General features: G+C 69.2%; 21 protein-coding genes. 9 read left to right on the top strand and 12 right to left on the bottom strand.

The window, feature by feature from the left end:
* Nucleotides 1-13 precede the first annotated feature (13 nt).
* Nucleotides 14-877, bottom strand: a complete 864-nt coding sequence (locus AC3A84_RS16080; protein ID WP_487971033.1) for a 3',5'-nucleoside bisphosphate phosphatase — start codon at nucleotides 875-877, stop codon at nucleotides 14-16.
* A 162-nt stretch (nucleotides 878-1,039) separates the two neighbouring features.
* Between AC3A84_RS16080 and AC3A84_RS16075 the strand changes: the two genes are divergently transcribed.
* Nucleotides 1,040-3,769: a DEAD/DEAH box helicase family protein gene (locus AC3A84_RS16075; RefSeq protein WP_487971032.1), complete on the top strand. Its 2,730-nt coding sequence runs from the start codon at nucleotides 1,040-1,042 to the stop codon at nucleotides 3,767-3,769.
* A gap of 82 nt (nucleotides 3,770-3,851) precedes the next feature.
* Nucleotides 3,852-5,927 (top strand): site-specific DNA-methyltransferase, encoded by a 2,076-nt coding sequence (locus tag AC3A84_RS16070; RefSeq protein ID WP_487971031.1) that lies wholly within the window; start codon nucleotides 3,852-3,854, stop codon nucleotides 5,925-5,927.
* Nucleotides 5,928-6,055: 128 nt separating this feature from the next.
* Here the strand turns inward: AC3A84_RS16070 and AC3A84_RS16065 are convergent, their stop codons facing one another.
* The 3 genes from AC3A84_RS16065 to AC3A84_RS16055 are packed head-to-tail and all read right to left on the bottom strand — an operon-like array spanning nucleotide 6,056 to nucleotide 10,018.
* A complete protein-coding gene (locus tag AC3A84_RS16065; RefSeq protein ID WP_487971030.1) occupies nucleotides 6,056-7,339 on the bottom strand; it encodes an NAD(P)/FAD-dependent oxidoreductase in 1,284 nt (427 codons plus the stop codon).
* A 13-nt stretch (nucleotides 7,340-7,352) separates the two neighbouring features.
* The gene (gene recJ, locus AC3A84_RS16060; RefSeq protein WP_487971029.1) at nucleotides 7,353-9,068 is read right to left on the bottom strand and encodes a single-stranded-DNA-specific exonuclease RecJ; all 1,716 of its coding nucleotides are present in this window, start codon (nucleotides 9,066-9,068) and stop codon (nucleotides 7,353-7,355) included.
* The gene (locus AC3A84_RS16055; RefSeq protein WP_487971028.1) at nucleotides 9,065-10,018 is read right to left on the bottom strand and encodes a phosphoglycerate mutase; all 954 of its coding nucleotides are present in this window, start codon (nucleotides 10,016-10,018) and stop codon (nucleotides 9,065-9,067) included. Before AC3A84_RS16055 ends, recJ begins: the two co-directional genes overlap by 4 nt.
* A 100-nt stretch (nucleotides 10,019-10,118) precedes the next feature.
* On the opposite strand from AC3A84_RS16055, the gene AC3A84_RS16050 reads away from it, so the two are divergent.
* Complete coding sequence (locus AC3A84_RS16050) at nucleotides 10,119-11,372, top strand: lipoprotein-releasing ABC transporter permease subunit (protein ID WP_487971027.1); 1,254 nt, start codon at nucleotides 10,119-10,121, stop codon at nucleotides 11,370-11,372.
* A 174-nt stretch (nucleotides 11,373-11,546) separates the two neighbouring features.
* Nucleotides 11,547-12,233, top strand: coding sequence for a lipoprotein-releasing ABC transporter ATP-binding protein LolD (gene lolD / locus AC3A84_RS16045; RefSeq protein ID WP_487971026.1), 687 nt, complete (start codon nucleotides 11,547-11,549; stop codon nucleotides 12,231-12,233).
* A 73-nt stretch (nucleotides 12,234-12,306) separates the two neighbouring features.
* Here the strand turns inward: lolD and AC3A84_RS16040 are convergent, their stop codons facing one another.
* The 3 genes from AC3A84_RS16040 to AC3A84_RS16030 form a co-directional block, all read right to left on the bottom strand.
* Nucleotides 12,307-13,560, bottom strand: a complete 1,254-nt coding sequence (locus AC3A84_RS16040) for a putative Na+/H+ antiporter (protein WP_487971025.1) — start codon at nucleotides 13,558-13,560, stop codon at nucleotides 12,307-12,309.
* Nucleotides 13,561-13,690: 130 nt separating this feature from the next.
* Nucleotides 13,691-14,425, bottom strand: a complete 735-nt coding sequence (locus AC3A84_RS16035; RefSeq protein ID WP_487971024.1) for a response regulator — start codon at nucleotides 14,423-14,425, stop codon at nucleotides 13,691-13,693.
* The gene (locus AC3A84_RS16030; RefSeq protein WP_487971023.1) at nucleotides 14,422-14,622 is read right to left on the bottom strand and encodes a hypothetical protein; all 201 of its coding nucleotides are present in this window, start codon (nucleotides 14,620-14,622) and stop codon (nucleotides 14,422-14,424) included. The genes AC3A84_RS16035 and AC3A84_RS16030 overlap by 4 nt, the downstream gene beginning before the upstream one ends.
* Before the next feature lie 66 nt (nucleotides 14,623-14,688).
* Here AC3A84_RS16030 and AC3A84_RS16025 point away from each other — a divergent pair, with 66 nt between their 5' ends.
* From AC3A84_RS16025 to AC3A84_RS16005, 5 genes are all read left to right on the top strand, one after another.
* Nucleotides 14,689-16,482: a histidine kinase gene (locus tag AC3A84_RS16025; protein WP_487971022.1), complete on the top strand. Its 1,794-nt coding sequence runs from the start codon at nucleotides 14,689-14,691 to the stop codon at nucleotides 16,480-16,482.
* A gap of 184 nt (nucleotides 16,483-16,666) precedes the next feature.
* Complete coding sequence (locus AC3A84_RS16020) at nucleotides 16,667-17,143, top strand: peptidase associated/transthyretin-like domain-containing protein (RefSeq protein WP_487971021.1); 477 nt, start codon at nucleotides 16,667-16,669, stop codon at nucleotides 17,141-17,143.
* A gap of 512 nt (nucleotides 17,144-17,655) precedes the next feature.
* Entirely contained in the window at nucleotides 17,656-18,198 is a 543-nt protein-coding gene (locus tag AC3A84_RS16015; protein ID WP_487971020.1) for a general stress protein, read from the top strand.
* A gap of 66 nt (nucleotides 18,199-18,264) precedes the next feature.
* Nucleotides 18,265-19,389 carry a hypothetical protein gene (locus AC3A84_RS16010; RefSeq protein ID WP_487971019.1) on the top strand — a complete coding sequence of 375 codons (1,125 nt, stop codon included), beginning with the start codon at nucleotides 18,265-18,267 and terminating at the stop codon, nucleotides 19,387-19,389.
* A 61-nt stretch (nucleotides 19,390-19,450) separates the two neighbouring features.
* Nucleotides 19,451-19,963 (top strand): hypothetical protein, encoded by a 513-nt coding sequence (locus AC3A84_RS16005; protein ID WP_487971018.1) that lies wholly within the window; start codon nucleotides 19,451-19,453, stop codon nucleotides 19,961-19,963.
* 39 nt (nucleotides 19,964-20,002) lie between these two features.
* Here the strand turns inward: AC3A84_RS16005 and AC3A84_RS16000 are convergent, their stop codons facing one another.
* The 5 genes from AC3A84_RS16000 to AC3A84_RS15980 all read right to left on the bottom strand — a co-directional run bounded on the left by AC3A84_RS16000 (nucleotide 20,003) and on the right by AC3A84_RS15980 (nucleotide 23,891).
* Nucleotides 20,003-20,359 carry a DUF3325 domain-containing protein gene (locus AC3A84_RS16000; protein WP_487971017.1) on the bottom strand — a complete coding sequence of 119 codons (357 nt, stop codon included), beginning with the start codon at nucleotides 20,357-20,359 and terminating at the stop codon, nucleotides 20,003-20,005.
* Entirely contained in the window at nucleotides 20,356-22,062 is a 1,707-nt protein-coding gene (locus AC3A84_RS15995; protein WP_487971016.1) for a PepSY-associated TM helix domain-containing protein, read from the bottom strand. The genes AC3A84_RS16000 and AC3A84_RS15995 overlap by 4 nt, the downstream gene beginning before the upstream one ends.
* Nucleotides 22,059-22,403, bottom strand: a complete 345-nt coding sequence (locus tag AC3A84_RS15990; protein ID WP_487971015.1) for a DUF3649 domain-containing protein — start codon at nucleotides 22,401-22,403, stop codon at nucleotides 22,059-22,061. Before AC3A84_RS15990 ends, AC3A84_RS15995 begins: the two co-directional genes overlap by 4 nt.
* Nucleotides 22,404-22,627: 224 nt before the next feature.
* On the bottom strand, nucleotides 22,628-22,876 hold the full coding sequence (locus AC3A84_RS15985) for a DUF3297 family protein (protein WP_487971014.1): 249 nt from the start codon (nucleotides 22,874-22,876) through the stop codon (nucleotides 22,628-22,630).
* A gap of 94 nt (nucleotides 22,877-22,970) precedes the next feature.
* Entirely contained in the window at nucleotides 22,971-23,891 is a 921-nt protein-coding gene (locus AC3A84_RS15980; protein ID WP_487971013.1) for a S1C family serine protease, read from the bottom strand.
* Between the last annotated feature and the right edge of the window lie 127 nt (nucleotides 23,892-24,018).

Here is a 24,018-nt window from a genome sequence, read left to right as displayed (position 1 = left end):
TGCCCTCGCGCGCTCAGTGCGCCGGGCGGATGCGATCCGCCAGCAGTTCCCACACGGGCGTGAGCTGGCCCGGCAGATCGGGCAGCATGCCCAGGTCGGTATGGGATTCGTCGGGACTGTGGAAGTCGCTGCCGCGCGAGGCGGCCAGGCCGAATTCCTGCGCCATCGCGGCATAGGTCACGTATTCGGCCGGCGAATGGCTGCCCGTCACCACCTCCACGCCACGCCCGCCGTGTTCCTTGAACTCGGAAAAGAGCGCGTATTCCTCGTTGGGCGTGAACTTGTAGCGCGCGGGGTGGGCGATGACAGCCACCCCGCCGGCCTCGGTCACCCAGCGCACGGCATCGCCCAGCGCGGCCCAGCGGTGCGGCACGTAACCGGGCTTGCCTTCGGTGAGGTACTTGCGGAAGACCTCGGGCGTGTCGTGGCAGACGCCGGTTTCCACCAGGAAACGGGCGAAGTGCGTGCGCGAGATCAGTTCGGGATTGCCGACGTATTTCAGTGCGCCTTCGTAGGCGCCCTGGATGCCCACCTGCGCCAGCTGGCGCGACATTTCCTGCGCGCGCTCGCCGCGCCCGCCTCGGGTGGCGGCCAGTCCTTCGGCCAGCCGTGCATCGTCGGGGTCGAAGCCCAGGCCTACGATGTGGACCGTGGCGGTGGCGAAAGTGACGGAGATCTCGGTACCCGTGAGATACGCCATCCCCTCGGCACGGGCGGCCGCAGCGGCGCGGTGCTGGCCGCCGATCTCGTCATGGTCGGTCAGTGCCCAGAGCTGCACGCCGTTGCCGCGCGCGCGGGCGGCCAGCGCTTCGGGGGTGAGCGTGCCGTCGGACACCACGGAGTGGCAATGCAGGTCGGCGTTGAGGAGGATGGTCACCGAACCATTGTAGAAGCGCGGCGCCGGGGCCGGCCGGCTCCACTGCTTGACATTAGCGCGAGCGCGGGCAAACACGCTCTGCAGTCCAGCCTTTCCCGGTTGGAGGGCAACCGGGTGGTGGAGCGGCGAGAATGGCGGCCCATCGGGAGCAAGAAGAAGTCAATGACGTATCTGTACCAAGCGCTGGCCCAGCGCGTTGACACATGGCGCACTGCCAACTATTCGTGCGACGAGTTTCCCGCCATCCGGGAGATTCTGGAGTACGCGCTGGAAGAAGGCGACTCTGGCCAACTGCGCTACCTGCGCCGCGCCCAACTGCGCGCCCTGGAAACCTACTGGTACCTGCGCCTGGTGCTGGGTACCCCCAAGGTGCCCGAGTTGTACGAGCAGTTGTTTGAAGACTTGCCCGACCGGCTCGACGCCATGGGCGTCAACGAAAAGCTGTTCAAGGAAGCCAAGTACAACTACAGCGCCTTGATCCGGCGGGTGCGTGAAGACAACCAGTTCGTTCGCGACAACCACCTGGAGAGCCTGCGCGAATCGCTCACGCTCGATTACGCCAGCTACATCCTAGCGCTGGCCATGGGCGCGGGCAAAACCATCCTGATGGGCTCCATCGTGGCCACCGAATTTGCCATGGCCATGGAATACCCCGAAGGCCCGTTCGTGCAAAACGCGCTCATTTTCGCGCCCGGCAAAACTATCTTGAGCGCGCTGCGCGAACTGGCCGACGTGCCCTACGACAAGCTGCTGCCGCCCCGCATGCACAAGCCCTTTGCGGCCAGTCTCAAGCTCACCTTCACCCGAGACGGCGACAAGCAAATCCCCATCGTCTGGAGCAGCACGTTCAACGTCATCGTCACCAACACGGAAAAAATCCGCATCCAAAAGCCCAACGTGCGCGCCAATGCCCAGCAAGCGCGTTTGTTTGCGGGCACCAAGGCGGAAGAGCAAACCGAGCTGGCCAACCTGCGCCTGCAGGCCGTGGCCTCGTTGCCGCACCTGGCCGTGTTCTCCGACGAAGCCCACCACACCTACGGCCAAAAACTGCTGGGCAAGTGGGAGAAGAACAAAGAAACCGGCGAACTGGTGTTCAAGGACGACGGCATTAAAAAAGTGCGCCGCACCATCGACTACCTGGCTGCCGAAACCAACCTCGTCGTCGTCATCAACGCCACCGGCACGCCGTACTTTGAGCGCCAGCCCCTGCGCGACGTGGTGGTGTGGTACGGGTTGGGCGAAGGCATTCGCGACGGTGTGTTGAAAGAGCTGGCCAACAACATCAAGGTGTTTGACCTGGGCGACGGCGAGGCAGACACCCTGGTGGCCAACGTGATTGAGGACTTTGTGCGCGATTACTGGGCTGTGCGCCTGCCGCCTGTGGGTGGCAGCCCCGGCGCGCCCGCACGCCTGGCCCTGTACTTTCCCAACATCGAAACCCGCGACGAGCTGCGCGGCGCGGTGGAGTCGGCCCTGGCCCTGCGCGGCATTGGCACCGACACCATTTTGGCGGTGGACGGCAAAAGCAGCGAAGCCACGCGCCGCCAGTTTGAGGCCGTGGCCCGCAACCCCGAGGCCCCCGAGCGCGTGCTGCTGCTGGTCAACATGGGCACCGAGGGCTGGAACTGCCCCAGCCTGTTTGCCACCGCCTTGGTGCGCAAGCTGGCCAACAGCAACAACTTTGTGCTGCAAGCCGCCACCCGCTGCCTGCGCCAGGTGCCCGGCAACACCGTGCCCGCCCGCGTGTACCTGACCGACAGCAACAAAAAAACGCTCGAATCCCAACTGGCCGAAACCTACGGCACATCGCTCAAAGACCTGGGTGCCCAGCAGGCCGAGCGGGTGGAGCGCGAAATCGTGCTGCACCGGCCGCACCTGCCGCCGCTGCTCATCAAAAAGCGCGTGCTGCGCTACCGCCGCAAGTTGGATGACCCCGCCAGCACCGCACCGCTGCACTTCATCGTGCCCACCGATGTGGCCGCCCCCGCAGGCATCACGGTAGAAACCTTGACGCCCGTGCAAACCGCATCGGGCAACACCACACTGCAAAAGGTGGATGGCGGTGGCGACCAGCTGCCCGCCCCGCCGCCCGAGCTGGACGCCTACACCGCCGCCGCCGAACTGGCTGCCAACTACCACCTGCCCACCGCCGAAGTGCTGGCCGCCCTGCGCCAAGCCTACGGCGCGGGTGGCGACGTGCCCAACTACCACCTCGACGCGCTGGGCCTGCAAATCGAAGCGCAGCGGGCGCAGTACGAAGCCCACTTTGAAGAAATCGACGTGGCCATTGCCTTGGTCAAGGCCGACGGCTTTGACCGCAGCGAGCGCGGTGGTCACAGCGTGTACACCGCCCGCATCAGCTTTGCCAAAGACAAAGAAAAGCTCTACCTCAGCGCCACCGATACGGCCGATGCCACCCACGCACTGGCGCGCAGCTTTCACTACGAGGGCTACAACTTTGACTCGCTGCCCGAAGCGGGCTTTTTGCAATGGACGCTGGGCCAGTTGCAGATCGAGGCGCACCAGATCGAAGGCGTGTGGTTTACCGGCGGCATCACAGACCCCGCCAAGACCGACCTGTACGCCGAATACCTGGGCGACGATGGCCGCTGGCACCGCTACACCCCCGACTTCGTGCTGCGTCGTGCCGACGGCAAGTATCTGGTGGTCGAGATCAAGCGCGACGGCTTCAGCCCCGACATTACCGCCGACTTGGCCCGGCTGGGCCGGGGCGAGGCCGCGCAAACGCTGGAAGGCAAGAAAGCCGTGGCTCTGAAGCAGTGGGAGGGCCTGAATCCCGACAAGCTGGCCTACCACGTCATGTTCGCCGATGGCAGCGACCTGAAGCCCGAGGGCTACGCCCAAGTGCGCGACTTCATTCGCGGCGCTTGAACACAGACGCCGATACCGAAACAGCCACTGCTACGCCCCGCGCCTGATCGCTGCGCGCCCGCACCCCCGAACACATACCGCCATGACAGAGAACACTAAAAAGCCCAAAGACGTCACCATCACCAAGGCCAAGGGCCGTCCCATGCTCACCTGGGTGGGCAAAAAGCCCTTGGCCCGCGTGCGCGCCTACCCGGCGCAGGCCATCGAGCGGTTCGACGCCGCCAGCGGCCAGCACCAGACCCGAAGCGCAGCCCTGCACGTTGCCGACTGGAGCGACTGGCCCCAAGACCTGCCCCAAGGCGGCCTGCTCTACCACGGCGACAACAAAGACGTGCTGGCCCACCTGCTGGCCAATGGCTTTCGCGGCAAGGTCAAGCTGATCTACATCGACCCGCCCTTTGACAGCGGCGCCGCCTATGTGCGCAAGGTGCAACTGCGCGGGGCCAAGGGCACGGTCAAGATCGACGGCGAGGACTACACGCTGGGCGAGCAGGTGCAGTACAGCGATATTTGGGCGAACGACAACTATCTGCAGTTTATGTATGAACGGTTGTTGATTTTGCGGGAGTTGCTCTGTGAGGGTGGTGCTCTTTATCTCCACTGCGATTGGAATAAGTCCCATCACCTTCGTTGCTTATTAGAAGAAGTCTTTGGTTCAGATCATTTTAAAAATGAGATCGTGTGGAAGAGGACAACAGCCCGCTCTGGTAGCGGTACCTTCAATCATATTCACGACACCATCCTCTTTGTCTCAAAGGGCGAGAGATCTACTTGGAATCAGCAGTACTTGCCCTACAGCAAAGAGTACATCGACTCGAACTTCAAACGTGGCCCCGATGGCCGACTGTTTCGCGAGACACCAATAACTGCGCCGGGTCGGCGTGTCGGACCTTCCGGGTCTCCTTGGAAGGGGCTAGATCCAGCCACCATTGGTAAGGGGCGGCACTGGGCGGTTCCCGAAGTCGCGAAAGGGTTGATCAAATCCGAAGAAGCAGAGAGTCCGCAAGCAGCATTTGATGCACTGGAAAAAATTGGTCGCATCCGATGGGCGAAGGATGGTGATGGTCGACCAAACTTTATTCAATATCTAGATGATCTTCCCGGTGTCGAACTGCAGTCGATTTGGGCAGATTTTTCCGCTTTAGCTAGCAACTCCGAAGAGAGTGAGGATTATCCAACTCAAAAGCCGGAAACTCTATTGGAGCGCCTGATAAATTCATCGAGCTTGGAAAGTGATATCGTGCTTGACTGCTTTGTCGGGTCTGGCACAACGGTAGCTGTAGCGCAGCGCCTAGGCCGTCGCTGGATCGGCTGCGACATCAACAAAGGCGCGATCCAAACCACCGCCAAACGCATTCAGGAGTTAATGCGTAGCCAAGCCGCAACTGCTACCGAGCCCAAGCAAAGCGATTTGGTAGAGGGTGGCGACGTCCCGCAGCGCCCCAGCCAGCTTGGCTTTGCCACCTACCGCGTCAACGACTACGACCTGCAGATCCAGCATAACGAGGCGGTGGAGCTGGCCTGCCAGCACCTGGGCGTGGCGCGCACGCGCACTGATAGGTTTTTTGACGGCACGCAGGGCGGGCGGCTGGTGAAGATCGTGCCGTTCAACCACCCCTTGGCCCCGCTGGACCTGGAGGCGGTGCGCGATGAGCTGAGAACCCGCCCCAGCGAAGAGCGCGATGTGATGGTGGTGTGCCTGGGCTGGCAACTGGACGCCCGCGCCTGGGTGGAGGCCTACAACCGCAACCGCCCGGTGAACAAGCTGCATGTGGTGGAACTGCGCACCGACCGCAAGCTGGGCGGCATCATCCGGCACGAACCCCTGGCGGTGCAGGCCAGCGCCCGGCGCGAGGGCGATCAACTGGTGGTAGAGGTGCAGGACGTGGTGTCGCCCACCATCATGCAGCGCCTGAATCTGGAGCAGGGCGTGTTCCGCGCGCAGATCACCGATTGGCGAGCGGTGGTGGACTGCATCCTGATCGACCCTGCGTACAACGGCCAGGTGTTCAACGTGGCCCTGGCTGATGTGCCCGAGCGCAAGCAAGACTTGGTGGCGGGCCGCTATGAGTTGCTCGCGCCGCCCCTAGGCAGCACGGTGGCGGTGAAGGTCATCGACATGCTGGGCGAGGAATTGGTGGTGACGTTGGAGACCTGAGTTCTGTTACGTCAAAAGGAAAGGGCTAGGTTTCAGGCTTAAGGCGTCTTGGTCGTAATGTCCAGCTATCTGCATGTTCCGTGCGCGCGCCAGAAGACCGCTGTCTTGCGGAATGAAAAGCCCCATCGCTAGAACCTCTTGAGCGAAAACGGTGCGAGATCGATGTCCGTCGGCTCGCCCGTCAGCAGCTGCGCGACCACGCGGCCGGTGCGGGCCGAGCCCACCAGGCCGACGTGGCCGTGCCCGCAGGCATAGACCACCTGGGGGCAGCGCGGCGAGGGGCCGATGGCGGGCAGGCCGTCGTAGGTGCTGGGGCGGTGGCCCAGCCACCGGTCGGTGGCGGCGTCGGGCCGGTCGGCGCAGAGCGTGGGGAAGGCCGCGAGCAGGTGCGAGCGCACCACGTCCGCGCGCTGCCAGCGGGGTGCGGCGCGGGTGCCGGCGATCTCGACCTGGCCCGCGCAGCGCACGCCGTGCTGCATCTGGTGGACGATGACCTTGCGGTCTTCCAGCATCGCGGGCACCTGTGGGCCGCGCAGGCCTTCGCCCAGCACCATGGCGTGGTAGCCGCGCTCGCTTTCCAGCGGCAGGCGGTCGCCGAGCGCGTCGGCCAGGCCCTTGGAACCGATGCCGGCCGCGACCACGGCCTGGCGGCAGGCGATGGCGCCCCGCGTGGTGCGCACGGCGGCCAGGCGCCCGTTCTGCAGGTCGAAGCCGCGTGCCTGCGCGGTGACGCGTTGCAGGCCGTGCGCGTCCAGATGCGCGGCGATGCGCTGGACGTAGGCAGCCGGATGCCGGCAGCGACCGGCTTCGGGCACGAAGAGGCCGAAGCGGTAGTCGCGGCTCAGGTAGGGCTCCAGCGCGTGCAGGGCGGGGGCATCGAGCTCCTGCACCTCGATGCCCAGCGAACGGCGCACGTCCCAGCCGAAGCGGGAGCGCTCGTAGAACGCCCGGTCGGGGAAGGCGTGCAGCAGGCCGCTGCGCGCGTCGATCAGGTCCTGTGCGCCGACCTCCTGCGCCACGGCGGCGTGCAGCGCGGGCGCGTCCTTCAGCAGGGTGCGCAGCGCGGCGGCCGTGCGCCGCACCTTCTCGGGCGTGCTGGCGGCGCGCAGGTAGTTCAGCAGCCAGGGCGTGGCGCGCAGCGCCTGGGGCATGCGCACCGTCAGGGGGCCGAGCGGGTCGAGCAGCCAGCGCGGGATCTGCTTCCAGACGCCGGGGTAGGCCGGCGGCATGACCGAATGGCTGGAGAGCCAGCCCGCGTTGCCGAAGCTGGCGGCCTGCCGGCCGCCGGGCGGCCCATCGTCGATGAGGGCGACGCGCTGGCCACGCCTCAGCAGCTGCAGCGCGATTTGGTGCGCGACGATGCCGCCGCCGATGATGGCGACGTCGTGAACGGGGGAGGAATCAGCAGGCATGGGGAGGGGGCGGTCAGAGCTGGGCGCCTTCGACGAGGAACTGCACGCGCCGCTCGTTCTTCCACTCGTTCACGTCGAGCCGGAAGGCCAGCAGCACGCGCGCGGGCAGCGGGTCGGTGTGGCCGAACCAGATGGCGTCGATGGGGTTGCCCTGGTGGATGAGCTTGAGCGAGAGGTGGTTCTTGCCTTCGCCCACCAGCCGCTGGCTGACGACTTCGACCTCTTCGCTGAAGGTGGGCGGTGCGAAGCCCTGGCCCCAGACCTCGCGGTGCAGCGTGTCCACGATGTCGGCGCGGCAGTATTCAGGGGCGAGCGGGCCGTCGGTGTCGATGCGGCGGGTGAGCGTGGCGGCGTCCAGCCATTCCTGGGCGACCTGGGCGAAGGCGCGCTCGAAGGTCTCGAACGCCTCGCGCGCCACCGTGCAGCCGGCCGCCATGGCGTGGCCGCCGAACTTCAGCAGCACGCCCGGGTGGCGCTTGGCGACCAGATCGAGCGCGTCGCGCAGGTGAAAGCCCGGAATGGAACGGCCCGAGCCCTTGATCTCGTGTTCCTTGCCCGGCGCGGCGCTGGCCGCGAAGACGAAGGTCGGACGGTGCAGCTTGTCCTTCAGGCGGCTGGCGACGATGCCGACCACGCCTTCGTGGAAGTCGGGGTCGAAGACGCTGATGGCGGGGGGAGGCGTGTCAGTGTCGCCGAACAGGCTTTCGGCCAGCAGCAGGGCCTGCTCGCGCATGCCGCCTTCGATCTCGCGGCGTTCGCGGTTGATGGCGTCGAGCGTGCGCGCCAGTTCGGCCGCGCGGCCGGGGTCGTCGGTCAGCAGGCATTCGATGCCCAGCGTCATGTCGGCCAGCCGGCCGGCGGCGTTGATGCGCGGGCCGAGGGCGAAGCCGAAGTCGAAGGTGGTGGCCGCGTCGGCCTTGCGCCCGGCGGCGGTGAAGAGCGCGGCGATGCCGGGCTGCATCTGGCCGGCGCGGATGCGTTTCAGGCCCTGCGCCACCAGGCGGCGGTTGTTGCTGTCCAGCCGCACCACGTCGGCCACGGTGCCGAGGGCCACCAGCGGCAGCAGCGGTTCCAGCCGGGGCTGGCTGGCGGCGTCGAACACGCCGCGCCGGCGCAGTTCGGTGCGCAGCGCCATCAGCACGTAGAACATCACGCCCACGCCGGCGATGGATTTGCTCTCGAAGGCGCAGCCGGGCTGGTTGGGGTTGACCATGGCGTCGGCCACGGGCAGGGCGGGGCCGGGCAGGTGGTGGTCGGTGACGAGCACCGACAGGCCCAGGGCGCGGGCTTCGGCCACGCCGTCCACGCTGGCGATGCCGTTGTCCACGGTGACCAGCAGGTCGGCGCCGCGTTCATGCACGCGCCGGGCGATGGTGGGGGTGAGGCCGTAGCCGTCGGCCACGCGGTCGGGCACCAGGTAATCGACCTGCCGCCCGCCGAGCAGCCTGAGGCCGCGCACGGCCACGGCGCAGGCGGTGGCGCCGTCGCAGTCGTAGTCGGCCACCACGACGATGCGGCGGTCGGCGGCAATGGCGTCGGCCAGCAGCACGGCGGCCTCGCGGGCGCCCAGCAGGGTCTCAGGCGGCAGCAGGCGCTTCAAGGCATCGTCCAGCTCGTCGTGCAGGCGGATGCCGCGCGCGGCGTAGAGCCGGGCCAGCAGCGGGTGGACGCCGGCCTGCTCCAGCGCCCAGGCGGCGCGGGGGGGAATGTCTCTTGCTACTATTTTCATAGCTGGTTGCGCACGTCGGCAAAGCGCTGCGGGCGGAAAACGCTTTGAATCTTCTTCCACAGGCCGCGCGGCGCCGTGTGCCAGGCCAGGGCCGTGCGTTCGCCGCAGAGCGTCAGGCGGGCGATGCCGCCGGCGGCCACATGCTCGGCCAGGCGGGCGACGGGGCCGGCGTCGATCTCGGCCCAGGCGGCGGCCCAGGCGCGCCAGTCTTCCCGCAGGGCGGCGTCGCGCAGGGCCATCGGCATCTCGGGGTGGGGTACGTTCGAAGGCGGCGCATGCAGACGGCCGGCGCCATGCACCCAGAAGGCGTTGACGGGCGGCAGGCCCTGTGCGGCGCGCTCGTCGTTGAAGGGGTGGGTGTAGAGCAGCATCTGCATCTCGCTGTGCAGGCGGTGCAGGGTGCGGGCTCGGGCCGGGTCGGGTAGCCAGGCGCGCACGTCGCGCTGCACCACGCGGTCGAGCGATGCGGTGGCCAGGCCATCGAACACCGTGCCGCGCGCCAGCCACCGGGTGGGCTGGTCGTAGGCCAGGCTGATGCCGTCTTCGGCGAACCAGGGCGCGAGGATGTCCAGCAGCTGGCGGGAGTCGGCCTCGGAGAGATGCAGCGCGGCCGGGTCGGTCAGGTTCACGCGGTCGGTCGTCACCTGCCACTGGCACGGGGTGACGAAGGCGCAGGGCGTGTCGCCCCCGTCGGCGCCGGCCTGCCGCAGATGCCATGCGGCCCAGGGCGTGGTGCCCTCGGCGCTGGCGGGCAGACCCAGGTGGCGGGCCAGGGCGCGCTCGTGCGGCGGGGTGAAGTCGGTCTCTTCGCCAGGGTCGCTGGCGGGGTGGGGGGACAGCCGCTGCAGCAGCCGGTCCAGGTGGGGCAGGGCCAGGCCCTGCAAGGCGTCGCGGCACCCGTCGGCGGTGCTGGCAGCGAAGGGAATCAGCAAATGGTTGGCGTCCGACATCCTCTTATTCTCGGGGATGCCACAATCGGCGCCGCCCGGCAGCCGCCAACAACCCTCTCCCGAGCTCTTTCCGAGCGGCGCCTGGGCCACTTCACATTTCATGCAAATCCCCTACGAACTGGCCCTGGGCTGGCGCTACACCCGGGCAGGCCGCGCCACGCGGCGCAATGGCTTCATCTCCTTCATCTCCGGCGTGTCCATGCTGGGCATCGCGCTCGGCGTGGCGGCGCTCATCATCGTGCTGAGCGTCATGAACGGTTTCCAGAAGGAAGTGCGCGACCGCATGCTGAGCGTGGTCTCGCACATCGAGATCTTCGCGCCGAACGGCGGGGCGCTGCCCGACATCCAGCGCACCATGACCGAGGCGCGCGCCAATCCCGAGGTGGTGGGCGCCGCGCCCTTCGTCTCGGCCCAGGCGCTGCTGGCGCGGGGCGAGGACATGCGCGGTGCGCTGGTGCGCGGCATCGACCCGGCCCACGAGGGCGAGGTGACCGACCTGGCCGCCGCCAACCAGCAGGAGCTGGCCGCGCTGGTGCCCGGCGAATTCCGCGTGGTGCTGGGCAGCGAGCTGGCCCGGGCGCTGGGCGTGCGCGCGGGCGACGTGATCACGCTGATCGCCCCCGGCGGGCAGGTGACGCCGGCCGGCGTGCTGCCGCGCCTCAAGCAGATGACGGTGGCGGGCACCTTCAATTCCGGCCACTACGAATACGACTCCACCCTGGTGCTGATGCACTACGCCGACGCCGAGCGGATCTTCCGCCTCGAAGGCCCCACCGGCATCCGCTTGAAGCTGCGCGACCTGCAGCAGGCGCCCGAGGTGGCCCAGCAGCTGGCGCACTCGCTCTCGGGCGATCTGCTGATCCGCGACTGGACGCAGCAGAACCGCACCTGGTTCGCCGCCGTGCAGCTGGAAAAACGCATGATGTTCATCATCCTCACGCTGATCGTGGCGGTGGCCGCGTTCAACCTCGTTTCCACCCTGGTGATGACGGTGACCGACAAGCGCGCCGACATCGCCATCCTGCGCACGCTGGGCGCCAGCCCGCGCAGCATCATGGGCATCTTCGTGGTGCAGGGGGCCATGGTGGGCGTGATCGGCACGCTGGGCGGACTGGCCCTGGGCCTGCTGATCGCCTTCAACATCGACGTGATCGTGCCGGCCATCGAGCACGCGCTGCACGCCAACTTCCTGCCCAAGGACATCTACCTCATCAGCAAGATGCCCAGCGATCCGCAGCGCAGCGACATCGTGCCCATCGCCGTCATCTCCCTGATCCTGGCCTTCGTCGCCACCTTGTACCCCAGCTGGCGTGCCAGCCGCGTCAACCCGGCGGAGGCCCTGCGCTATGAGTAGTCGGGAACACCCCCCTGAGCCGCTTCGCGGCTTCCCCCCGCTCTCGGCGTGCTGCGCACGTCGGGCGGGTGGACGCAGCCCTCGCTGCGGGGCGGCCCTTGCTTGGCTGCCACTGGACTGGGACATGCCGGTTTCATGGGCTGTGGGTAGCGCTTTGCGCGCTGGAGAATCGAGATGAACGCGGGGAACAACGAAGTGGTGCTACATGCGCGGGGCCTGACCAAGCGCTTCACCGAAGGGCGCCTGGACGTGACCGTGCTCAAGGGCGTGGACCTGGACGTGCGCGCCGGAGAGACGCTGGCCATCGTCGGCGCCTCGGGTTCGGGCAAGAGCACGCTGCTGCACCTGCTGGGCGGGCTCGATGCGCCCAGTGCCGGCACGGTTCAGCTGCAGGGCCAGGCGCTGCACACGCTCTCGCCCGCGCGCCAGGGCGAGCTGCGCAACCAGCACCTGGGCTTCATCTACCAGTTCCATCATCTGCTGCCCGAATTCAGCGCGCAGGACAACGTCGCCATGCCGCTGCGCATCCGCCGCCTGCCTTATGCCGATTGCCTGGAGCAGGCCCGGCAGATGCTGGCCGCCGTGGGCCTGGGGGAACGCGCCCTGCACCGGCCGGCGGAGCTGTCGGGCGGCGAGCGCCAGCGCGTGGCCATCGCCCGCGCCCTGGTCACCCGACCGGCCTGCGTGCTGGCCGACGAGCCCACCGGCAACCTCGACCGCTCCACGGCCGACGGCGTGTTCCAGCTCATGCTGCGCCTGGCGCGCGAGCAGGGCACGGCCTTCGTGATGGTCACGCACGACGAGCAACTGGCCGTGCGCTGCGACCGCATGCTGCGCATGAATTCCGGCGTTCTGGCCTGAATCAGCCGCCAGCCCGCTTCTATCAAGGGCGGGCAGCTATTGAATCGATAGCGGACGGCGCACGCTGCCGCCGCTACAGCAGCAGGAAGGCCGCCGCGGCGATGGCCGTGGGCAGCGCTGCGCCCAGCAGCAGCCCGCCCGCGCTCACCGTCTCGTCGCTGAATCCGCGTTTGAGCAGCGCCAGCCCGGCCGGGTTGGGCGCATTCGCGATCACCGTGAGGCCGCCGCCCGCCACCGCGCCGGCCACCAGCATGTAGCGCGATTCCTCCGACAGGCCCTGGATCAGCGATCCCAGATAGGTCAGCGCCGCGTTGTCCGTCACGGCCGTGAGGCCCAGCGCGCCGGCGAAGAGCGCCAGTGGCTCCAGCCCCGCCACGATGGGCTGCAGCCACCACCGCTGCATGCCGCCCAGCACCACCAGCCCGGCCAGGAAGAAGGCCACCAGCAGTGCCTCCTTCAGGATGAGCGGGCTCTGGTGGCGGGCATAGGCTTGCGTGTAGCCCATGAACATCAGGAAGAGGCCCAGGAAGATCACCGGATGGTGGGCGAACATCACCACGCCGGCCAGCAGCGCCAGATGGACGGCCACCACTGTCCGGGGCACCTGGGGCAGGGAATCGCCTTCGTCCTGCGCGCCGTGCAGATGGGCGCGCAGCGCCAGCGTGGCGATGGTGGCGTTGCAGCACACGGCCAGCGCGGCCTTCCAGCCGAAGTGCTGAAACATGAAGGCGCTGTCCCACTGCCAGGTCGTGGCCACCATCAGCACCGGGGGCGCGGCATAGGCGGTGAGCGTGCCACCGATGGAGATGTTGACGAACAGCACGCCCAGCGCCAGGTACTTGGGCATGGCCGGCACTTCGGGCCGGAAGGCGAGCGGCGCCAGCATGAGCGCAGCAATGGTCATGGCTGCCGGCTCGGTCACGGCCGAGCCCAGCAGCGGCACGGCCGCCAGCCCCAGCCAGACCCTGGCCACCGGCGTGGAGATCGGCAACCGCTGCGACAGCCCTTGCGTGAGCGCCGACACCGCCCACAGCACGGGGCGCGAGGCGGCGATCACCATCACCACGAAGACGAAGAGCGGCTCGGTGTAGTTGCGCGATTCGGCATAGGCCAGGGCTGCGGGGCCACCGGCCAGCAGGGCCATGCAGCACACGAGCACGATGGCCCAGAGGCCGAACACGACCTCGACTTCGCCCAGCAGGTGAAAGAGGCCGGAATGGCGCGGAAAACGGTAAGAAAGCCGCTCGAACTGCTTGGCCGCGAAGGTGTGGGCCAGGGCGAGGGCGAAGAGGGCAGCGGCGAGCCACTGCAGGGACGATTCGGTCATGGGGCGGACAGGAGGACACCGCGAGGCGGCCCGACCTTCGCTGTACCTGGCGCGCCCGCATGGCGCGCCACCCAGGCAGCATTCTAGAGGCTGCGCCCCTGGCCGCGAGGCACGGGCCGGCCCCGTCCGCTCAGCCGCGCCGCGCGGTGGCCATCACCGCCAGCTCGGTGCGGTTGCGGGCGTGCAGCTTCTCCATGATGCGGCTCACGTAGTTCTTCACCGTGCCCTCTGCCAGGAACACACTGGCGGCGATCTTCTTGTTGCTCAGGCCGTCAGCGATGAGCTCCAGGATGCGCGCTTCCTTGTCGGTCAGCGGTTCCGGCAGCGGCTGGCCGGGCGCCTGCTGCGCGAGTGCGGCGCCGGGGGCGAGTTCCGGCACTGGACCGGCCGGCGGGCTGCCCACCCCCAGGCGGCGGAATTCTTCCAGCACCTTGCAGGCGATCTGGGGTGAGAGCCGCGACTCGCCGCGCTGCACCGCACGAATCGTCTCAAGTACCTCATCCTCCGCCGCGTCCTTGAGCAGATAGGCCCGGGCGCCGGCGCGGATGGCCTCGAAGACCAGGTCGTCATGGTCGAAGGTGGTCAGCACCACCACGCGCGCGGCCGGCAGCCGGGCCGTGATCTCGCGCGTGGCGACGACGCCGCTCACGCGCGGCATCTGCAGGTCCATCACGACCATGTCGGGCTGCAGCGCCATGGCCTGGTCGATGGCGTCCTGTCCGTCCGCGGCCTGGCCCACGACCTCGATGTCGGCCTCCACGCCCAGCGTCATGGCCAGTGCGCGGCGGATCAGCGGCTGGTCGTCCACGATCAGCAGGCGCAGCAGGCGCAGCGGGCGGGTTGGGCAGATCTCGGGTTCGCTCATGGACGTGGTTCCGGCGGTGTCGGTGCGGCAGGCGCAGCGGACCGCAGGCGCATGCCCAGGCGCTCGTGCAGTTCCCCGACCAGCGACGATGGCATGCGCGCGGTGAAGAAACGCAGCACCGCAGCCACCGCCAGGGCGGCTTGTTCGGGGGGCAGGCCGGCAGCGGCGCCGACGGTGCGGATCAGTTCATCGAGCATGGCAAGATCGTCCTCGGCTCGAAATATAGGCCACGTGCGCAGGCGCGCACAGTGACGAACGGCACCATGCAGTCATCTTCTTCCCCCACTCGCGCCACCCCGGCCTTCGCCGTCTGGCTGGGCTGGCTGGACCCGCGGCGCTACCTGGCTGCGGCCATCGGCTGGTCCATGCTGGCGGTGGTCGCGCTGGCCTCGGTGGTGGCGGGCCAGCTGGCCTCGTCCGATGCTGAGCAGGCCGCACGCGTCGCCACCCAGCGCCTGATGGCGCAGTTCGCGCGCCAGGTGCAGCGTGGGCTGGACATGGACCTGCGGCTGCAGATGGCCGTCATGCAGGCTACGGCCGCGCAGTTGGCCGTCTCCAGCCCGGCAGAAGGTGCCGCCGAGGCGCCGCAGGCGCAGCCGAATCTGCAGCTGCACCTGGCCGCCCTGCGCGCCCAGTTCCCGGAATTTGCCTGGCTCGCGGTGGTCGATGCCGATGGCGATGTCTTGGCGGAGGAGGGCGCGGCGCAGGGCGCGGTGCCCCTGCGCCGCAGCCAGTGGGGGGCCGCGCGCGATGCCGCACCGTTCGTGGGCCAAGCCGCAGGGGGCAAGGGGGTGCGCGGCCGCACCTTCGATGCCGCGGTGCCCATCGCCCAGGGCCGAGTGCTCGCCGCCCAGTTGGAGTGGGGCTGGCTGGAGCGTCAGGGCCGCGAACTGGCCGCGGGCCTGGGTGCCCAGAGCCCCCCCGATCTGCTGCTGATCGGCCGCGATGGCGACGTGCTGCTGGGCCCGAACGCCTGGGTCGGGCGCGATGCGGAGGGTGCCGACCTCACGGAAGGCGGCCGCTTCGTGGTGGGGCGGCAGGGCCCCGATGCAGCGGTGCCGGGCGGCCCGGGCTGGACGGTCGTCGTGCGCCAGCCGGCCGGCATCGCGCTGCGCAGCGACGAGCAATTGCGCAGCACGGTGCTGCTCACGGTGCTGCTGGCCGGTCTGCTGGCAGCCTGCAGCGCGCCGCTGCTCACGCGCTGGCTCACGCGCCGGCTCAATACCCTGGCCGTGCAGGCGCAGCAGATCCGCGACGGCCTGCGCAGCGACATCGAGCCGCCGCGCGGGCAGGACGAGGTCGGCCGCATCGGTGCCGCCATGGCCGGGCTGATCGCGCAGCTGCAGGCCGAGAAGGCGGCGCTGGCGGTGCTGAACGCGGAGCTGGACGAGCGCGTGGCCGAGCGCACGGCGCGCATCCAGCGCCTGTCGGAAGAGGCGCGCCACGCCGCCGTCACGCGCGAGCGGCTGCGGCTGGCGCGCGAGCTGCACGACACGCTGGCGCATTCGCTGATGGCGCTGCTGCAGCAGATCCGGCTGGTGCGCAAGCTGCAGGGCCGCATGGCGCCCGAGGAGCTGGCCGCTGAGCTGGGCCGCGCCGAAGAGGTGGCTGCCTCGGGCCTGGCCGATGCGCGCGCCGCCATCACGCAGATGCGCCACGGCACCGTGCGCGAAAAGGGCCTGGCCGCCGCGCTGCGCGACCTGCTCGGGCGCTTCGGCGAGCGCACGGGGCTCGCCACCGCATTCAGCTTCGCCGGCGCGGCCGCCGATCTGGCCGACGAGCGGGCCGAGACCCTCTACCGCATTGCCGAGGAGGCCCTGCGCAACGTGGAGCGCCATGCGCAGGCCCGCGGCGTGGTCGTGGCGCTGGAGGCGGAAGGCGAGCGCGCCGTGCTCCGCGTGCGCGACGACGGCGTGGGCTTCGATCCGCAGGCGCCGCATGCCGGCCATTACGGGCTGGTGGGCATTCAGGAACAGGCGGCGCTGATCGGCGCCGCGCTCGCCATCGACAGCCGGCCGGGCGCTGGCACCGAACTGCGCCTGAGCTTCGCGCCCTGAGCCTCCCCGAGCCGAGCCGAGCCGCGCGCATCGCGGCCCTGCGCAGGGCCGTCCGAAGTCGTGCCCACGCAGTGACCTTCGGCACTGCCCGGGGCTGCCGCCCAGGCCTAGATTCCGTTCCGTGGGCGGCCGGTGCGATGGTCGCAGCGGCTACAGCCCCGAACCCGATCCGAAGGAGTTCATGATGCGTTTCCAGACCACTTCCCGCGGCGCCACGCTGGGCGCCATCACCCTGGCTGTGCTGATGTCTGCCGTCACGCTGCCGGCACGCGCGCAGGACGAACTGATCCTGCTCGAAAAGGCGCATGCCACGACCTACGAGAACGGCGGCATCGGCCACAGCGAGCAGGAGGCGATGCGCAAGACGGCCAAGGAATGGCCGCTGCGCATGGTCTTCTCGGCGCGCAAGGACAACGAATTCGAGGCCGGCGTCAAGCTGCTGGTGACCGACGATCGCGGCGCGCCCCTGCTGGTGCTCGATAGCGCCGGGCCCATGACCTATGCCAAGCTCCCCCCTGGCAAGTACCGCGTGACGGCCACCGCCAACGGCCTGACCGAGTCGCGCGAGGTCACGCTCGACGGCAAGCAGGGTCGCGACGTGTTCTTCCACTGGGCAGGTACGCCCAAGATCGCCGCCGTGAGCGCCGCGTCCGCCAGCTGACGGCGGCCTGCCGCCAGCATCCCGCCCACCGGGCTGGGGCCGCCGCATCGCCGAGCCCCGCGTGGCAGCACGCGGGGCTCGGCTCCATCCGTTTCCATGTCTCCAGGGGCGGGCTCAGCGAGCCCGCCCGCCTCTTGCGCATCGCGTGGCCCTGCGGTCCTTCAGCAGGCGCTGAACCACAGGACCCGCGGCACGTTCCGTCCGCCAGCGTGCTGGGCGACGCGGCGTCTGCGCGATGCCGCCCCGCACGCCCACGGGTCCCTCGGCGCGCAGCCACCGCGCAGCGCACCACCCTCATTCACGACAAGTTCGGCGGGCTTTCGGTCGAGGGCCGCTGGCCTGGATCGCGGGCTGCATTCCCGCGTTCATGGCGCCAGCTCGTGACTTCGGGGTGACCTTTGGCACGTACCCGCCGTGACGACGCGCACTGTGCCGCCGCGGCGGCGCTGCCTACATTGGATTCACATCGGCAGCGGGCGCTGCCGGGGCCATTTCGATCAAGGAGTCATGCCATGAACACCCTCAGCACTTCCCCTCTCAACAGCATCGTCGTCGCGGTGTACGACTCGCACTCGGTGGCTGAGGAGGCGATCCGCAAGCTCGCGCATGCCGGCTTCGACATGAAGGCCATCTCCATCATCGGCAAGGACTACCACACGGAAGAGAACGTGGTGGGCTACTTCAATGCCGGCGATCGCGCCCGGTTCTTCGGCAAGCTCGGCGCCTTCTGGGGCGGCCTGGCAGGCATCTTGTTCGGCTCGGCGCTGATGTTCGTGCCGGTCGTGGGCCACATCGTGGTGTTGGGCCCGCTGGCCGCCACCATTGCCGGTGGTCTGCAGGGCGCAGTGCTGGGCGGCGGCTTCAGCGCGTTGGTGGGCGCCCTCACGGCGCTGGGCGTGCCCAAGGATTCGGTGCTCCGCTACGAAACCGCCCTGAAGGCCAGCAAGTTCCTGGTGCTGGTGCATGGCGACGCCGACCAGGTCCGCCGCGCGCATGAAGTGCTGGCCGCCAGCAGCACCGACGTGCAGACACACGATGCCGCCATCAACGCCTGAAAAGGCGCGCTTGCCAGGCAACTCGACCGCTCCCCGTCCCATCGCCCCGCCCTGAGAAAAATCACCATGCCGTCCCTTCGCCGCTATCCGGCCGCTGTCGCCGTACTGGCGCTGTTCGCCCAGTTCCCCGTGGCCTCCATGGCCCAGACCCGCGCTGCACCGCCCGCCACAGCAGCCTCCCAGCCGGTGTTACCTGCCGCCCCGGCTGTGGCCGGCGCCGCGCCCGCCGACTGGATCCAGTACGACGACCTCAGCCTGACCCCGGTGGTTGATGACGTAAGCCGCGCACTGGCGGCGGCGCGCACCGCGCTGGCCGCCAAGGACAACGCCAGGGCCGCCGAATCGTTGCAGGCCGCGGCCCGCGCCCTGCATGCCCAGGCCGAGCAGGCTGCCAAGGCTGATAAGGCGCAGGCCGCCACCGATGCCAAGCAGGCGCACGATGTGCAGGCCCGCATGGCGGCGCTGGTCCAGCAGATCGACCACACGGCCGACCAGGTGCGCGCCGGCAAGATCCACGACACGGCCGGGCTCGACCGCACCCTGACCCGCGCCCAGCGCGCTGACCTGGACCGCCGTTGGGTGCTCACGGATGTGCAGAGCTGGTACCCGTTCACGCAGGAGCCGCAGCGCCACTTCACCGCCGCGCTGGCCGAATTCGCGAAGAAGGACTACCAGACCGCAGCGCTGGACGTGCGGCAAGCCTCGGCCCTGCTGCGCCTGGAGGGCACCCGCGCCCATGGCGCTGCCCGCAATGCCCTGCAGGGGGCCGAGGCGCAGCTGGACCGGACGGCCACCGCGCTGGGCCGGGGCAAGGTCAAGACCGAGCGCGAGCTCACCACCGCCTTTGCCCGGGCGGACCATGCCCTCGCGCTGGCCTACCACGACAAGGCCGCCGAATCGCTGGAGCACAAGGCCTATCACGACGCTGGCTACGAACTCAAGGCGGCCGCGCAGGGCCTGGAGAACGCCGCGACCTGGAGCGGGGACGAGGCCCGCAGCGCTGCCGGCTCCGCCGCCCACGATGCCCGCGATGTGGGCGACAAGCTGCTGAGCGGCGCCCGCTGGACGCAGCATGAGCTGGCCCATGGCTTCGATGCCATCCAGAACGGACTGGCGCGGCTGGGGCATGCCGGCGGAAGCGGTGCCGCCGCTGCTGCAGTCGCTTCGCCCGCTGCCAAGCGTGCCAGCTGAGCGCGCCCCGGCGGCCCGCACGGCTTCTGCTCACGACTTCAACGCACCGAGATATTTCGCCATGAAAACTTCCACGCAATCCCGCGCCGCCATGGGCCTGGCGGCCTGCGCCGTGCTGGCCTGCCTGAGCGCCTGCAGCACCGTCACGTCCGGCATGGGTGGTGGTGACCTGGTTCGCCACGGCAAGGCGGCTGAACCCGTGCTGATCTCCTGGACCAGCCAGAACGGTGGCATCAGCGGCACCATGACCGCGACGCTGCCCAAGGCCACCTACCAGGGCCATTTCTTCCAGATCACCCAGCAGACCGAGCGCGAAGGCGTCGCCCCGCTGTGGGACGGCTGGACGGAAGGCTGGACCGACTGGCCCTACTGGGGTTGGGGCAGCGCAGACACCTATGTCTGGCGCGATTTCACCACCCGCTACTCCGGCAAGGTGCTGGCGAACCTGCGCACCCCCGGCGGCCAGCACATGCGCTGCCGCCTGCACATGGCCGACCCCGTGCGCGGCATGGCGGGCGGCGGCGATGGCGAATGCCAGCTGCAGGGCGGCGGCATCATCCACGCGCGGTTCTAGTCGGGGCAGGGCGCATCGGTGCCGGTGCGCCCTGGGGCTTCAAGCGCTCAATACGGACCAGGCCGCGCTGGCCAGGGCCAGCAGGGCCAACCCCTGCAGCGCGTGCTGGGCCCGGCGCGGCGCATAGCTCAGCAGCAGCGTCACGGCCTGCGCCGACAGCGTCATCACCCCGAACCAGAGCACCCAGCCATGCGCGGTGCCCGCCCCGGCCAGGCAGGCCCAGAGCGACAGCAGCAGCCCGGCCGCGCCGGCACAGCGCAGGTTGCGCCGCTGGCCGGGGCTGGGTTCGCAGCCGCGGCCATGGGCATCGGCGTAGTGGCGGTCCATGGCCAGGCCCAGCGCGGCGAACGCAGCCAAGCAGGCCGTGATGGCCAGAACGTAATGCGGCGCGCTCATGGCGATGGGGACTCTGCCGCGCCCAGCGCATGGCGCGCCGGCACCAGAGGCGGCTCGGGATGCAGGGGGGCGGTCTGACGAGTGGTGGCGCTCGTGGCTGTACGGCGCGATGCCTGCGTGCCCGCGCTGCGTGCCGTGGCCTGGCGGCGAGACAGCCACCAAGCGCTGCTCAGCAGGCCGGCGCCCAGCAGCAGGCAGACGGTATCGAAGCCCACCAGATTCCAGTGGCCGCTGGCAGCGGCAGTGAACAGGCCGGAGCCGCCGGTCAGCGGGTTGAGCAGGGGCACCAGCGCGAAGAGCATGCCGCCCACCGTGAGTTGCACTTGCCACATGCGCCGTGACGGCCAGGCGATGCCCGCCAGTGCGGCCAGGCCCCACGATGCGAAGAAGACGGCGATTTCCCGGTCCGGGCGGCCGGCGATGCCCACCGGAATCAGCCGGTTGGCCCAGAAGTACGCTGCGATGGCGAGTGGCACGCCCGCGATGGCGCCGATGTTGAGCCCGTCCACCAGCCGCAGCCCGAAGCCGATGCGCCCGCCGCGCGCCAGCGCCTTGGCGTGCTTGGGCCGCTCCTTCACGGCCCACATGAGCAGGCCGGTCGCCACCATCAGGCAGCCGGCGAGGCCCGAGAGAAAGAACAGACCGCGCAGCAGCGGCCCGGCGAAATGCGCCATGTGCAGGCCCACGAAGACGCCGCGCGTCTCGGAGGCGGGGGGGATGTTCTCGCCACGTGTCTCGATCAGCCGGCCGGTGGTGCCGTCGAACACCATCGAGGCGTAGTTGGCCGACAGGTTCGCGGAGTCGTCGCGGTAGATGGTGATGGCTGCGTTCGCATCGCCCGGCAGCGTGACCACCACGCGTGCTGCGGAACGGCCCAGCCAGTGCGCGCGGCTCTGTTCCAGCAGCGGCGCGATCGGCACCAGCGGGGCGGGGCGGCCGGCGGCCTTCTGAGGCACGTTGGCGCGGGCGTTGGGGAAGGCCTCCGCGGTGAAGGTCTTCTCGTCGCCCTTGTAGACCGCCTGCGCGCCCCAGGGCATGTACATGAACATCAGCGTGACCAGCCCGGTGTAGGTGATCATCAGGTGGAAGGGCAGCGCCAGCACGGCGGCGGCGTTGTGCGCGTCCAGCCACGAGCGCGGGCCCTTGCGGGGGCGGAAAGTGAAGAAGTCGCTGAAGATGCGCCGGTGCGTGACGATGCCGCTGACGATGGCCACCAGCATGAACATGGCGCAAAAGCCGATGATCCAGCGCGCCCACTTGACGGGCATGTAGTGCAGGTCGAAATGCAGTCGGTAGAGGAAGTCGCCTCCGCGCGTGGCACGGGTGTCGGCCAGGCGCTCGCCTGTGGCCGGGTCGAGGTTCACGGCCAGGGGGCGCGGGCGGGTACCGCCACCTGCGGGGGGCTTGGGCTGCAGCCACGACACCTGCACGGAGGGATCGCGTTCGTCCGGCAGGACGATGGTCCAGCGTGGGCTGCCTGCGCCCTCGCGCTCCAGCAGGCGGATGGCCTGCTTCACCGCCTGCGCCTGCTCCGCGGCAGGTTCGGCCGGCGTGCGGTGCAGCTCGGGCTTCATCCAGAAACTGATCTCTTCCCGGAAATAGGCCGAGGTGCCCGAGGCGAACACCATGAACAGCACCCAGCCGACCAGCAGTCCCGACCAGGTGTGCAGCCAGGCCATCGACTGGCGGAAGCCGCCCTTCATGCCGCCACCCCCGCGGCACGCAGCGTGAGCCAGACCGCTACGCCCAGCACGGCGCACGGCCCGGCGATGCCGGCCCAGGCACGCCCCGCGGTGCGCGCCGCGAAGGCCCACATCACCGCACCCGCATAGACCGCGAACGAAGCGAGGGCGCCGGTGGTGACCGCCTCTGCGCGCGCCAGGGGCAGCCACAGTGCCAGCGCCGTCGAGCACAGCGCCGCCAGCACATAGCCGCCGGCGATGGCGGCGATGGCGCGGGAGACGATGGCCCCGCGGTGGCGCGCGGCATCGCTCACGTGAAGGCGTGGCGCGCCGGAAAAAGGGCGGGGAGTATCAGCGGTCATGGGCGGCGGCAAGGCGTGGTCAACGAAGGCCCCGACCGGCTGCGGGGCAGCCGGGGGCCGCCAGAAAGAAGACCGGGCCCGAAGCCCAGAGGCCGGGCCGCAGGTCAGTCGGGCGGATCTGCTGAAAATTCTAAATGAAAATAGTTATCAGCCACAATACCGCCGGAGACAATGCGATGCCTCGCTTGCATCGCACCAGGGGCGCGTACTCTCTTGCGTGCCGCTTACTTGTAGAACGCTTCGACCGTGCCCTTGAGCTTGATCAGCAGCGGCCGGCCCTTGCGGTCCAGCGTCTTGCCGGCGGGCACTTTCACCCAGCCTTCGCTCACGCAGTATTCCTCCACGTCGAACCGTTCCTTGCCGTTGAGGCGGATGCCGATGTCGTGCTCGAACACGGCGGGCACATGGAAGGCGCTGCGCGGGTCGATGGAGAGATGGTCGGGGAGTTCGGGGCGTTGCGCTGCGGTGGTCACTGGACAGTCCTGGCTGTATCGAGGGAAAGTGAAAGGGAAAAGGGGGAAAGGCGCCGGATTGTGAGGCAAACGGCGCGTGCGCCGCCTGCATGAATCAGCGCACCTGCTTGCCGATGGCTGCGGCCGCGTTCTCGATGGGCACGGCGAAGCCGATGCCGATGAAGGTGCGCGCCGTCGTGGGGTTGAGGATGGCGGTGACGATGCCGACCACCTCGCCGTCCATGGTGACCAGCGGGCCGCCCGAGTTGCCGGGGTTGGCGGCGGCGTCGAACTGGATCAGGTTGCTGATCTCCTGGCCGCCGTCAGGCGATTCGAATTCGCGCTGCAGGCCTGAAACCACACCCGCCGACACCGACGGGCCGATACCGAACGGAAAGCCCAACGCCACTACCTGGTCGCCAGGCTTCAGATTGTGGGTGGAGCGCAGCGGCGCGGCCTGCAGGTGGTCCGGCACGCGCTGGGCCTGCAGTACGGCGATGTCGTTTTGCGGCTGCATGCCGGTCACCTTGGCCTGCGAATCGGAGCCGTCGGCGAAGGTCACATTGATGCGGTGCGCTCCCTTGACGACGTGCAGGTTGGTGAGGATGACGCCGCGCTCGACCACCACCACGCCGGTGCCGATGCCACGCTCGAACTCCCGGCCCTTGCGGGTGCGGCCGTAGCCCACCACGCGCACGACCGAGGGCGCCACCGCGGCGGCGGCGCGTGTGGCGGGCGAGGGCAGGGGGCGGCTTTCCAGGGAGCGCCGCACGGCTTCGTCGATCTCATGCTGGGTGAAGGCCGTCGTGGCTGCCGGGGCGGACTGCGGGGGGGCGGAGGCGGGCGCAGGCACGCGCTGCAGGCCCCACCACAGGCTGAGGGCCAGCAGCAGGGCCAGCACGCCGATGGCGCTGACATACCAGAGGGCATGCGGGTGGCGGGCCGGCACGCCCGGATCGGATGCGGGCGTGCGGGCGGTGCCGAGGCCCTCCTGCCCGGCCGACTGTGATGAGCGCAAGCGGCCGAACCGGGGCATGCTGTCTGTCACCTCATAACCAAAGAAAGGGGCCAGTGTCGCCAGGCGTGCGCGTGCCAGGGCTGGCGTTGCACGCCGGAACGCTTGCGGCCCCGGAAAAATTGCTGCGCTGACGGTAGCACGGAAC

It is taken from the genome of Paracidovorax sp. (assembly GCF_057642795.1).
This window is presented reverse-complemented; position numbering and strand designations above follow the sequence as displayed.